Origin of the sequence: Chloracidobacterium sp. N, from assembly GCF_018304765.1 — a bacterium.
Classification (GTDB): domain Bacteria; phylum Acidobacteriota; class Blastocatellia; order Chloracidobacteriales; family Chloracidobacteriaceae; genus Chloracidobacterium; species Chloracidobacterium aggregatum.
Genome location: NZ_CP072642.1, coordinates 1,540,087 through 1,552,298 on the forward strand (window position 1 = coordinate 1,540,087; position 12,212 = coordinate 1,552,298).

9 protein-coding genes are annotated in these 12,212 nt (G+C 62.5%); 1 reads left to right on the forward strand and 8 read right to left on the reverse strand.

The genetic code is table 11. The features are described 5' to 3' along the window. Positions 1 to 145: 145 nt before the first annotated feature. Both egtD and egtB read right to left on the reverse strand, forming a co-directional pair. Positions 146 to 1,162 carry an L-histidine N(alpha)-methyltransferase gene (egtD, locus tag J8C05_RS06355; protein ID WP_211421433.1) on the reverse strand — a complete coding sequence of 339 codons (1,017 nt, stop codon included), beginning with the start codon at positions 1,160 to 1,162 and terminating at the stop codon, positions 146 to 148. Further along, a complete protein-coding gene (egtB, locus tag J8C05_RS06360; protein WP_211421434.1) occupies positions 1,159 to 2,457 on the reverse strand; it encodes an ergothioneine biosynthesis protein EgtB in 1,299 nt (432 codons plus the stop codon). The genes egtD and egtB overlap by 4 nt, the downstream gene beginning before the upstream one ends. Before the next feature lie 237 nt (positions 2,458 to 2,694). Between egtB and J8C05_RS06365 the strand changes: the two genes are divergently transcribed. Beyond that, positions 2,695 to 4,866: a tetratricopeptide repeat protein gene (locus J8C05_RS06365; protein WP_211421435.1), complete on the forward strand. Its 2,172-nt coding sequence runs from the start codon at positions 2,695 to 2,697 to the stop codon at positions 4,864 to 4,866. Between the two features lie 25 nt (positions 4,867 to 4,891). Here the strand turns inward: J8C05_RS06365 and J8C05_RS06370 are convergent, their stop codons facing one another. From J8C05_RS06370 to J8C05_RS06395, 6 genes are all read right to left on the reverse strand, one after another. After that, positions 4,892 to 5,632: an ion transporter gene (locus tag J8C05_RS06370; RefSeq protein ID WP_211421436.1), complete on the reverse strand. Its 741-nt coding sequence runs from the start codon at positions 5,630 to 5,632 to the stop codon at positions 4,892 to 4,894. A gap of 22 nt (positions 5,633 to 5,654) precedes the next feature. Further along, on the reverse strand, positions 5,655 to 6,239 hold the full coding sequence (locus J8C05_RS06375) for a phosphatidylglycerophosphatase A family protein (RefSeq protein ID WP_246840667.1): 585 nt from the start codon (positions 6,237 to 6,239) through the stop codon (positions 5,655 to 5,657). A gap of 3 nt (positions 6,240 to 6,242) precedes the next feature. Further along, positions 6,243 to 6,932: a DUF7003 family protein gene (locus J8C05_RS06380; RefSeq protein WP_211421437.1), complete on the reverse strand. Its 690-nt coding sequence runs from the start codon at positions 6,930 to 6,932 to the stop codon at positions 6,243 to 6,245. Then, on the reverse strand, positions 6,929 to 8,536 hold the full coding sequence (locus J8C05_RS06385; protein WP_211421438.1) for a flotillin family protein: 1,608 nt from the start codon (positions 8,534 to 8,536) through the stop codon (positions 6,929 to 6,931). Before J8C05_RS06385 ends, J8C05_RS06380 begins: the two co-directional genes overlap by 4 nt. Before the next feature lie 16 nt (positions 8,537 to 8,552). Beyond that, complete coding sequence (locus tag J8C05_RS06390; RefSeq protein ID WP_211421439.1) at positions 8,553 to 9,218, reverse strand: NfeD family protein; 666 nt, start codon at positions 9,216 to 9,218, stop codon at positions 8,553 to 8,555. Between the two features lie 163 nt (positions 9,219 to 9,381). Beyond that, positions 9,382 to 12,141, reverse strand: a complete 2,760-nt coding sequence (locus J8C05_RS06395) for a DUF7948 domain-containing protein (protein WP_211421440.1) — start codon at positions 12,139 to 12,141, stop codon at positions 9,382 to 9,384. Between the last annotated feature and the right edge of the window lie 71 nt (positions 12,142 to 12,212).

A 12,212-nucleotide genomic window follows, 5' to 3' on the forward strand; every position in this document is an offset into this window, starting at 1 on the left:
CGCCTGCGCTAGCAGGTCACGGCAGCCGTTTTGGGGGACACCTGCCCATGATAGCCGCGAAACCGACAGTTTCACGGGACTTCCACGGACCGCTCAAGGCATCGGTCCTGCGGCGGGGTTCTGCACCTTGTGAGCCGCAGCAGCCTCAACTGAATGTCTGGCCGACAGCAAAAAGCCCCACGGCAAAATAGCCCTGCTCATCCTGCCACACCATCTGGCGCGTCCACCCGGTGCGTGCGGCCATCTGCTCAAAGTCGGCCAGATCGTACTTGTAGGAATCTTCCGTGTGGATCGTCTCGCCGGCCGCAAACGGGATGGTCGTTTCTCCGATGTGAACCGTCTGCGCCTGTCGGCTGACCAGGTGCATCTCAACCCGTCCATGCGCCGGGTCATAAAAGGCACGGTGCTCAAACAGGCGCAGGTCGAAATCCGCGCCCAACTCGGTGTTGATCCGCTGAAGCAGGTTGAGGTTGAACGCCGCCGTCACTCCCTGCCCGTCGTTGTACGCTGCATCAATCACCGTGGGGTCTTTCTTCAGGTCCACGCCGATGAGCAGCAGGCCGCCGGGCCGCGCCACTTCTGCCGCATGGCGTAAAAACGTTTCTGCTTCCGGTGGAGTAAAGTTGCCGATGGTCGAACCGGGAAAGAACACCACCCGCCGCCGGTAGAAAAATTCCTCGAAATCCGGGAACTCCATTTCGCGGGTATAGTCGGCGCACACCGGTGTCACCCGCAGGCAGGGATAGGCTTGCGCCAGTTCCGTGGCGGCGGCCAGCAGGTGTTCCTTGGAAATATCCACCGGCACATAGGCCGCCAGACCCGGCAGGTGTTCGAGCAGAATACGGGTCTTGCGGCCACTTCCGCTGCCGTACTCAATCAGCAGCGCCTCTTCACCGATGAACCGGGCCATTTCGGCTGCATGGCGTTCCAGCAGTCCCGTCTCGACACGGGTCAGGTAATACTCCTCCAGTTGACAGATTTCATCGAACAGCTCCGAGCCGCGCCGGTCATAGAAGAATTTGGGCGGCAGGGCCTTGGGCACACGCAGCAATCCGGCCAGCACTTCTTCCCGAAAGTCTGCTGGCGTCGGGTGCAGGTCGTGGAAAGAGACGATGTAACCGTAGGACGGGCGCGCCGCCTGTCCGGGTCGGGGATGACTCATGACATATCCTCCGCCAGCCGAACACCAGTGAACTGCCACCGCGCATCCGGCGGAAAAAAGTTTCGGTAGGTGGAGCGGATGTGGGTCAGCGACGTGGCGCAGGAACCGCCACGCAACACCATCTGGTTGCACATGAACTTGCCATTGTACTCACCCAGTGCGCCGGACACAGGCCGAAATCCTGGATACCCCACGTACGGGCTGGCTGTCCACACCCACACATCACCGTAGAACGCGGCCGAGACCGAAACAGGCCGTGGATGCAGCGCGCCGGATTCGTAAAAGTTACCTGTCACCGGCAGGCGGGCGGCAACGACTTCCCATTCGGCTTCTGTCGGCAGGCGCTTTCCAGCCCAGCGTGCATAGGCGTCGGCCTCGTAAAAACTGATGTGGCAGACAGGTTCATACGGGGCGACGGGCTGCACCCCATGCAGGGTCATGGTCTCCCACGTGCCGTCGGCCGTCGGCCGCCAGTACAATGGCGCTTCCCAGCCGCGCGCCGTCACTGCTGCCCAACCGTCCGACAGCCACAACTCCGGCCGCCTGTAGCCGCCGTCGGCCATGAAGGCCAGAAATTCGCCGTTGGTTACGGGCCGGGCGGCAATCCGGCAGGGACGCAGCAGCACGTCGTGGCGCGGCCCTTCGTTGTCAAAGGCAAATCCGCGGCCGGCATGGCCGATGGCATAGCGGCCGCCCTCCACAATGTGCCAGTCACCGGTGGGTGACAACTGCTCCACTGGCGACGGCAGAGGCTGCGGCCGGTACACCGGATCAAGCGGATTTGCGGCAAGAATGGCCTTGATGTCCGTCAGCAAAAGCTCCTGGTGCTGCTGCTCGTGGTGCAGGCCCAACTCCAGAATGGGCTGGAGGGCCACCCAGGTGCGCGTGTCGCTGTGGGCGATGAACCGCTCGACAGCAGCATCCACGTGCGCGCGGTAGGCATAGACCTCGCGTACCGTCGGGCGCGTCAGCAGCCCACGCTGCGGTCGCGGATGCCGCGCCCCAACCGCTTCGTAGTACGAGTTGAAAATGTAGTCGTAGCGCGGATGAAAGGGCCGGTAATCCGCCAGGCCGGATTTGAGGATGAAGGTCTCGAAAAACCAGCTCGTGTGACCCAGATGCCACTTTGGCGGACTGGCATCCGGCATTGGCTGCACGACGTAGTCTTCCGTCTCCAACGGCTGGCAGATGGCTTCGGAAACGGCGCGCACCGCCCGGTAGTGCCGCTGCCAGGCTTTCCGGTCAGACACTTCTCCAGACTGGATTGGTTCGGGATGGCTACGGGCCGCTTCCATGACGGACGTTCCAGAACAAGTTGCCGTTTGAATGGGGTGCCTTTGGCTACCTTAGCATTGTGTCGCAGACGATGAAACCCGCCCGGACTCGATGACCGGGCACGATGCCTGATCTCCGGGAGTTACCCGGCTGGCAGCCGGATGCAAATTGTTGCTGACATGGAGCCGCGGCAAGGCTTACTTTTCCGGTCAACCTGCCATGCTCTCCATCCCGTATCGGTTTGAAGTCTGACCGCCATGACCACGCTCTCTGTTGCGGAACAAACTCTGGAGACCCGGACAACGGCTGCGGCTTCCCGCCGCTGGCTCTACGGCGCACCAACCGACCTCATCATCGGCTGCGGACTGTGGTCGCTGCCGCTGCTGCTGATCACCTACTGGGTCGAGCCATACTTTGCCGGCGGCTTCGCCACGGCTTTTTATGCCTTGGCGCTGGTGTGTAACTACCCACACTATGCGGCGACGTGGTATCGCGCCTGCGCCCAACCGGCTGACCGGCGGCGCTACCGGCAGGTGCTGGCCTGGTCTGGACTGCTGACTCTGGCCGGTCTGCTCCTCGTGCATGCGCATCCACCGCTGCTGGCCTGGGTGTTCACGCTCTATGTGTTCTGGAGCCCGTGGCACTACACGGGGCAGAACTACGGCATTGCCCTGATGTTTGCCCGCCGCCATGGATTGACGGCGCTGGACCGGCCCACCACACGCTGGCTGTGGGCGGCCTTTGTCCTGCCCTACGTCATGCTGCTGCTGGCTTTCAACCGCGGCCCTTCGGCCGATCCGTTGCTGTTGTCGGCCGGGCTGCCACCGGCGGTGGTCAAAGCGGCTATTGTCGTGTTGGGCGCGTCCTTTCTCGCCATAACTCTCGTTATCGGACGAAAGTTGTTCCGCCAGCACCCCTGGTCAGCCACGGGCCCCACCCTCGCCCTGCTGGCAACCCAAGCCCTGTGGTTCATCCCGGCAGCCGTCATTGTCCTGGTCGGTGAAGCCGTCTTTCAGGTCCGTTATAGCTCCGGCATGCTGGCGCTTCTGCACTCGGCCCAGTACCTCTGGATTACCTCCTACTACGCGCGCCGGGAACAGGGCCCGCAGTGGCAGCCCTGGCGCTATGCCGCTGTCCTGTTTGCCGTCGGCATTGCCCTGTTCATTCCCGGCCCCTGGGCGGCCAGCCTGTGGTTTGGTCTGGACTTCACCACCAGCTTCCTGGCCTTCACTGCCCTTATCAACATCCACCATTTCATTCTGGACGGCGCAGTGTGGAAACTCCGCGAGCCACAGATTGCCGCCGTTCTCGTGCAGGACCAGACACAGCCCCCAAGTGCCGATGCAGCCGGAAGCGGACGTTTCAGCCCATGGTGGCGACGTTTCGCCCTGGCCGGCGCCGTGGTTGGGCTGGGGCTTCTGGCCGGACTGGATGTGTTCAAATTCGTCCTGGGTGGGCGTGTCACCGATGCGGCGGCTCTCAGTCAGGCGCTGAAACTCAATCCAAACGATGCGCTGGTGGCGGCACGGCTGGCCCGGCTGGCACTGGCCGAAGGCGACCGCCTGCGCGCCCGTGAGGCTCTGGAACGCGCCATCGCCATCAATCCCTACGATGCAGAAAGCCAGTCCATCCTGGGACAGATGCTCATTGAACAGGGCGAATACGATGCGGCGTACCGGCACTATCAGGCGTTCCACGAATACCTGCCCAACGATGTCCGGGCGCTGGTCAACCTGGGGACGCTGGCGGCACGACGGGGACAGGAAGAAACCGGGATTGCCGCCTGGGAACGGGCCGTGCAGCTTGACCCGGAGGGACAGACCATGGCCTGGGCCAACCTTGGCGACGCCTACATGCGCGCCAACCGCGTACCGGATGCCATCCGGGCCTACGAACAGGCGCTGCGTGCGCCAGCGGCCGATGACCGCCAGCGGCTTGAATGGACGCTCAAACTCGGCGACAGCCAGGCGGCGGCCGGTCGCACCGCCGACGCAGAACGTCTCTACACCCAGGTACGGGAAACAGCCCCTGCCAAAGGCTTCCCCGGACTGGCAAGCACGGCCGCAACCCGGCGGGCCGGCCTGTATGCCGGCCGTAACCAGTTGGATATGGCCGCGGCCGAACATCACGCGGCACTTCAGTTGGCCGCTGAGAGCCAGGAAGACCTGGCACAGGGAGCGGCCTGGTTTGAGTACGCGCTGTTCATGGCCCGCCAGAGCGCGCCCACGGAACTCGTCTTTGCCGCCTGCTTACAGGCCGAAACGCACTTTCGCGCGGCTGGCGCCAGCCCGGTTGTACAGGCTACCGTCCAGGCGCGTCTTCGGGATGCAGAAGCGGCCGCCGGGTCAAAGGCGGCCGGTGTGCGGGAACGCCTTGCCGAAGTGCTGTCCCAGGCACGCGCCTGGCAGCCGCAGGCAGCAGCCCGCTGATGCTTTCCCGGTTGGCCGCAGCCAGTCAGTCCGCATCAGTTTCATCTGTCCATGGGTCGCCGGTTTTTCCGCATCGGGCGGCTTCATCCTCTTCGGCGCGGGCTTTGGAAAGTGCCGAGGCCACAATGCCGGAGGGCAGGGCCACAATCCCCAGACCGATGACCAGAATGACAAAGGTAAAAAACCGCCCGCCGGCCGTAACGGGATAGCTGTCGCCATAGCCCACTGTGGTCAGGGTGGCCACCGCCCACCACAAACCGTCGAATATCGAGGCAAAAACTTCGGGCTGCGCCTCATGCTCGAAGTAGTAAATCCCCACCGCCGCCAGGTAAATCAGAATCAAGGCCGTGGCCGCAAACAAAATCAGTTCTTCGCGGGAAATGATCAGTGCCCGGTGGAAGCGTCGCCACGCTTGGCTGTAGCGCGTGAGCTTGAGAATCCGCAGCAGCCGCAGGAAACGCAGCGCGCGCAGGGCGCGCAAATCCACGACCAACCCCAGGTAGAAGGGCAGAATCGCGACCAAATCCACAATACCGTAAAAACTCAGCAGGTACTTGACCGCCGGGCGCGACCCGACGGCGCGGACGACATATTCCACCGTAAACACCGCCACCGAGAACACCTCAAACCACTCCAGCAGGCGGCGCTGGGTCGGACTCAGACTGGGGAGGGTTTCAAGGGCAAAATCCACCAGCGACAACAGGATGACCGCCTGGATGAATAACTCCCAGCGTCCCAAGTGCGGTTCTTCACTCTGTTTGGCCATGGTTTTTTCAGAAAGCAGCCACTCAACCGGCAGCGCCGAGCCAGAGTGCCATTCCTTTGGCGCACAGCAGCAGCACCAGCCCGGCCTGAATGCCGGCTACGATGTCGTCGGCCATGATGCCCAACCCGCCCCGCAGGGCCTCAAACCGGCGGGCCGGATAGGGTTTGATGACATCGAACAGACGAAAGAGCAGAAACCCACCCAGCGTCCACAGCTCAAAAGCCCACGCCCGGCCGGCCAGTTGCGGGACAAGCGGCAGAAAAAGATAGGTGATGAGCTGCCCGGCAAACTCATCCACCACGACTTCATTCGGGTCCTTGGCCCCGAAAAAATGCTCGGCGCGTTCGGCCGCCCATCCACCGGAATAACTGACGACCACGGCAACCAGCAGCAGCCACACCAGAGTGTCCAGGGCGAAGGGCTGAAACCATCCCAGCCTGCCGCCGGCATAGTAGAGCGCTGCCATTACAGCCGAGCCGGCCGTTCCGGGCGCCACGGGTGAAAACCCGGAGAACAACCCCGTAGCCCACACCAGCGCCACATAGTCGCCGGGTGTTCGGGGCGGGATACGCGGACGATCCTGGACAACAGCCTTGGTCAACGGCACAGGTCACACTCCGGCCGGCCAACATGACCAGTGGGTATTGGGAGGCTGCATTGGACGATAGCGGGTGACATCCCCGGTGGCCAGCACCTCAGCAAGCTGACAAAACGTTTCGGAGGCACTGGGCAGGACTTCACTGCCCAGATCGGGATGGTGCCAGGCATCAAGCGTCAGCACTTCCGGCAGATCGGCTGGCACCCGCGCCCGCCGTTCGGCTTCCGTGGACAGCAGTTCAGCCCGGTGCCCAGCAACCAGCCAGCGCAACAGCTCGTAATCCCGCCACCGCCGGCCGTAGGCAAGCGGACGGCTCTCCAGATCATAGAGCGGTGACTGATCCGGCAACGGCACCGACCGCCCCCGGATGCGCAGGGTGCGCGCCGTCCGGCGGACATACTGCCGGTCATCGAAGGTCGGACCTTCGTCGCCATCGGCCGTGGGAAACAGGTAATCCTCCGCCAGGACACCCGGCGGACGATGCAGGCTGCTGCCGTAAACATGCAGGCAGTTGTCAATGGCCTCGTGTCCGGCGCCAAACTCGTGACACCCAAGGGTTTCGATGAGCAGGGCCCAGCGGGAATCATCCCGGTAGGCATGCAGCCGGGCGGCGGCCAGCCGGAAGCCCGGCGCATCCAGCATTGGAAAGGCCAGGCGTTCGGCGCAGGCATCGAGTTGGTCGAGAATGGCTTGTGTCGTCACCCTTCTTTCGTTGCTGGCGGCTTCGCGGCCGGCGTCACCGCCGGACGCGGCAGGGCCTTTTCGGTTTTGCCGTTCGCTCCCGATTCCACTATTGAGCCAAGGTAGGCCGGCAGTTCCATACCGGCCTGGCGGGCAATTTCCTGGAGTGGCGGCAGGGCTGAAACAAAGTTGCGGATGAATTGGGAAGTGGCACTGCCATCGCCGTTGCCGCCATCCCAGACGGTGATCTTGTCAATCTTGAGGTTGGAAATGGCCTCCACCTGCTTGTCCACAATGGCTTCGAGCTTTTCAAGCAGCAGCAGCTTGGCGGCCGTGTTGGGATCGTTGCCGCAGGCGCGGATGATGTTGTGGTAGCCCTCGGCTTTGGCGAGCAGAAGCTGCTTCAGACCGTCGGCATCCGCCTTGTACTTGAGCAGAATGGCATCGGCTTCGCCTTGTGCAACGCGCCGGATGCGTTCGGCTTCGGCGTCGGCATCCACCTGCCGCTTGAGTTTTTCGATTTCCTGGCGGACGAGTTCTTCTTTTTCCAGCAAAGCCGTCTCACGCTGGCGCTGCGCAATGAGGATTTCCCGCTCGGCATTGGCTTTGGCGACTTCCGCCCGCTGCTGCGCCATGGCTTGGCGCTCGGCCAGAGTGGCATTGGACTCAATGACGGTCGCGCGTGAGGCGTTTTCCTTGGCCGCTGTTTCGGCTTCCAACTCCGCAACCGAGATACGCTGCTGTGCCTCGGCGCGTTTGAGACCGACTTCGGCTTCGGCCCGCTCGGCCGCAATCTCGATGGTTTTCTTGCGGTTGGCCTGGGCTTCGGAAATGGCGGCTTCGGCTTCCAGTTGGGAGGTGGCAATCCGCATCTCCCGCTCGGCTTCTTTCTGCCCTTTTTCGGTCTCGGTGGTTTCGAGCGCCACCTGCACCGTACGCTCACGGACGGCCTTGGCCTCGCCTACGGCCCCAAACCGTTCCTGCTCGGCGACTTCAACGCGCGCCTTGTTGATGGCTTCGGCAGCCGATTTCTTGCCAATCGCCTCGATGTAACCGGACGCATCCGTAATGTCGCGGACGTTGACGTTGAGCAGTTCCAGTCCCAGCTTGTGCAGCTCAGCCGCCACGTTCTTGTTGACCTGCTGGAGAAACACTTCGCGGTCGCGGTTGATTTCCTCAATCGTCAGCGTCGCAATGACCAGCCGCAACTGCCCCAGGATGATTTCCTGCGCCTGTTCCTTGATTTGGCGCTCATCCAACCCCAGAAGCCGCTCGGCGGCGTTGTTCATAATCCGCGGGTCGGTCGAGATGGCCACGGTGAAGGTGCTCGGCACATTGACGCGGATGTTCTGTTTCGAGAGCGCCCCTGTGAGGTTGATCTCGATCGGCATCGGCTGCAGGCTCAGGAACTGGTAATCCTGAATGACGGGGATGACAAAGGCCCCGCCGCCGTGAATGCAGCGCGCGCTGCGCCCGCCGCCAACCTTACCGTAAATGACCAGGATGCGGTTCGAGGGACAGCGTTTGTACTGACTGACAATGATGAACAGAAGAATGAGCAGGGCGACAACCGACGCAAAGATGATGCCCAGCAGCGCGGTGCTCATACCACCGATGTCCGGCATGGCGTTACCTCTCCTTTCAGGTGGATGAAGTGGTTACGGAGTTGGAAGTCCGGTGGGAAGCCACCGGCACATCTGAAGCGGATGGGTGAGCGCCAGTTTCCGGCAGGGGGTCAAGCGCCTGCTCCGGCAAAACCCGAAGCACCCCCTGACCGGTATCAATCACAAAAACCCTTGTCCCGGTGGGAATCGCCGGGCCGTCGGTGATGGCTTCCAAGGTGGCCAGGCGTCCCTGGATTTCAATCTGAATCTGCCCGGTGCCACTTCCTTGGGCGGGAATCGTGAGATAGACCGTCCCAAACCGGCCAATGGCGTTAGCCGGTTGCAGCGTTCCGTCGGATTCCAGATGGCGGACCCGGCGCAGCAGCCACACGGCTGAAGTAAAGGTCATCACCCCGGCGCTGAGCGCCGTGACAAGCACCATCAGCGGCGACAGGCGGGTGAGTTGGAAGCAGATCACGCCACTCCAGCCCGTCACCATCAGTCCGACCAGGATCGCCTTGAGGCCGCCGCCAGCGCCGGAAGGGTCATCAGCACCAAAGATTGCCAAGTGGCCGTCCAGATGGCCGTCGAGACCATCGAGAAGCGTCCCGACGGTCAGCTTGAGGACCAGCAGCGTCGTCGAAAACAGCGCCAGCCCCCAGCAGAACATTTCCAGGGCCGAGCCAGAGAAAAGACCGGACATGGCGATACTCCACTGCCAAAAGAAAAAGCCGGACCGGAAAAGAAACGTTAGAGACATAACAGTAGTGGTTCCACGTCACCTCTGGCAAGCAACAAAACCGCCAGGGAGGGGACTCCCTGGCGGTCAGGCAGGTCAGACAACCGGCGGTTGCCGGAGACGGTCACTAGGGCGTCAGCCGCACCGAACCCAGATAGGCATCCTTGCGGTCACTCGTGTTGTTGGCCCGGGTGTCCTGAAACACGTTGTAGGGCGCTGGTGGGGAGGCGGGCAGGACATTGTTGGCATTGGTCGAGCCGGTGAAAAACAGCACGCCCCGATTTTCCGACGCCGGCGCCACCAGATAGGGCGCAATGCCGAGCACCCGCTGGATCGGCTGCGCGCCGGTGGCAAAGGTGCGCCCGCCAACATTGACGAGGTTCTGAAGGGTCGCCGGCAGGTTTGTACCGCCTTCATTGACAGCCGAAATCCGGGCCAGAAAACCACGGCTGACCGGTATTGTCGAACTGGATGCCGGGTAAAGCAAGTCATTGGCAAAGTTGGGCAGTCCAGTACCGATACCCACCGGCGTAAAGGCCGTGGTGCCGTTGGAAATGCCACCGACATAGACTATCGAGTTGGTCGGCCCGGACTGCTCACTGGTGGCCAGCGCGTAGGCTTCGTCATCCCCGGTGGTTCCAAGGTAGCCGAAATACTGTACGGTGCGCGCAGTGTCGTTGCCGTCCCAGCTTATCTGGGTGACAAAGGCATCTATACCACCCTTGTTGGCCGTTGATAGCGATCCAGACAGGGGAACCCCAAAACCGGCAGTGGTCGAATCGGTCAGACCGGCAACGTGGACAACATACCGTCCACCACTTACGCCGCGCCGACGGGCATAAATGCCCATGCCCCAGTCGTCGTTGTTCCCCCCAAGATACATGGAAAACTCCCGCGAGGGTCCTGTATTGCCGGTGAACATCGCCACAAAGGCGTCAAAGTCCCCGTTCCGTGCTGCGCCGCTCACAGCACTGGTTACGGAGTTGCTCCCCGCATCAATGAAGTCTGCCTCCGGGTCTGACCCCGTGATGCCGGTGACACCCACCCGTGGGCCACTACTGCTGAAGTCAGAGATACCAGTGACGGCGTCGTAGCCATTACCGCCAAAGTAGGTGACATACCGCCGCTGGGCAGCCGACGAGTTTAGTTCCGGGTTGAAACGCGCCACAAAACCATCGGCATCACCGCCGCCATAGGTGCTGTCAAATGAGGTGTTGGTAGGCAGATTGCCGTCGGTTTCCCCGCCCCACGCAAACTGAAATCCACCCCCTCCCTGTTCGGCCGCGCAGGCCCAGGCCAGATCATTGCCGGAACCGCCAAGGTAGGTGCTGTAGGCAATCGGGGAAGTGGGGGTACTGGTGATGTTGTCGGCCCCCACATCGAGGCAGAAGGGCAGCAGCATCGCAAAGGCATCCGTAAATCCCCCGCCAAAGGTGGATTGAAATGTCGTGGCGGAGCCGCTCCCCAACCCTGACCGGCCGGTGGGGAAATTCGTGCTGGTGGTGTACCCGACGAGCACAGGGCCGGTTGCCGGACGAAAATACGTACTATCAACTTGTTCCGTGGCATTCTGGTTGGCGTTGATGCTGACGCCGGTGCACACATCATCGCCGGTTCCGCCATAGATGACGACGGCGGACAGACCGTTCTCAGCGCCACGGTCATCGTAGGTGAAGTCCGGCTCACCTCCGTTGGTAAAGTCATTCCAGGGGGCAAAGCGGCTTGTCGGGCCGACACCGGGAATGTTGGCCGGCACGGTTCCATCAGCACGAAACTCAAATCGCGCCACGAAGATGTCCACATCCGGGACGGTGATCGGGTTATTGGCGTTGGGGCCGGAACCCACCGGCACCGGCAGCGACGGGCTGAAGGTCGTGCCGGCAATGAACACCGGAATGGTATCCGGTGATGAAAAGACGGTTGCCGCTGTGAGCGCATTCCGGTTGTAGATGCGCCCGACGGCGACGCCGACGGCTTCATCATCCTGGTTGCCGCCGAAGTACGTCGAGTAAAACGGCAGCACCGGGTCAATGACCAGTGCCAGATTCCGGTCATAGGTTCCGATTTCAAACGCGACATCGTTGCCGGTCAGGGTAAAGCGCCCCGGCACGATCCGGCGCTCCCCGGCAACTTCCTGGTAGAGCGTCGGCTTCTGCATCACCACCGTCTGCTGTCCGACCAGACAGTGGAGATTGCCTTCCAGGTCCAGAGCCAGCCGGTCAGCGCCCTCGAAATGCAGGCGAATGGCGCTGGGATCGGCGCCGGGTGCCACCCGGAAGTCGTAGGTCAGCCGTTCATCTTTCGGGTAATAGACAAGGTCTATGCCGGGATAGACCTGATGATAGACCACCTCGCGGTAGAGCGGCACACGGCTGCGCCACTGTGAGCGGTCGCCCTTGCAGTACGACAAGGCAATGGGGCTGCGGACCATCCCTTCCGAAGCCGCCGGCGGCACAGGCCGTCCGGTTTCACGCTCAACCGGCTGCATCCGCAGCGCGCGGTACACCGGACGCGATGCCGGCAGGGTCTTCCAACGCGGGTTTTCGGCCGCTTTGCCGGTCGGCCGCCACAGCGGCTCGCGCCCGGCTTCGACAAGCATGCAGGCTTCGGCGCGGTCAGTCAGAAAGACCGACCCGCCAAACATCTTGTAGCGTACCGGGCCGGCGTGCTGGCCCAGATTTTCCTCAAACAGCAGGCGTCCACTCCGGGACGGGGCCGCCGCCGGAGCGGAAGGTGCCACCGGCCCGGTTCGTTTCAGCACGGGCCGGGACGGACGGGACGCATCGCGGTCGGCACGGGCGACCAACGGCACACAGGTGAAGGCGATAAGTGGAGCTGTTGCTACGGCCAGCCACCGACGCAGGGGGGAGAGGCGTAAATGTTTCATGGCTGTCACCTGATATCCTTCTGAAATGGTGGAATGCCAGCGAACCGCCTTTCGGCGGTCATCGGGCGGGG

What these genes read in the sequence shown, in the direction of transcription:
- egtD (WP_211421433.1), bottom strand. Translation starts at nt 1,162, where the DNA reads ATGAGTCATCCCCGACCCGGACAGGCGGCGCGCCCGTCCTACGGTTAC.
- egtB (WP_211421434.1), bottom strand. Translation starts at nt 2,457, where the DNA reads ATGGAAGCGGCCCGTAGCCATCCCGAACCAATCCAGTCTGGAGAAGTG.
- J8C05_RS06365 (WP_211421435.1), top strand. Translation starts at nt 2,695, where the DNA reads ATGACCACGCTCTCTGTTGCGGAACAAACTCTGGAGACCCGGACAACG.
- J8C05_RS06370 (WP_211421436.1), bottom strand. Translation starts at nt 5,632, where the DNA reads ATGGCCAAACAGAGTGAAGAACCGCACTTGGGACGCTGGGAGTTATTC.
- J8C05_RS06385 (WP_211421438.1), bottom strand. Translation starts at nt 8,536, where the DNA reads ATGCCGGACATCGGTGGTATGAGCACCGCGCTGCTGGGCATCATCTTT.
- J8C05_RS06390 (WP_211421439.1), bottom strand. Translation starts at nt 9,218, where the DNA reads ATGTCCGGTCTTTTCTCTGGCTCGGCCCTGGAAATGTTCTGCTGGGGG.
- J8C05_RS06395 (WP_211421440.1), bottom strand. Translation starts at nt 12,141, where the DNA reads ATGAAACATTTACGCCTCTCCCCCCTGCGTCGGTGGCTGGCCGTAGCA.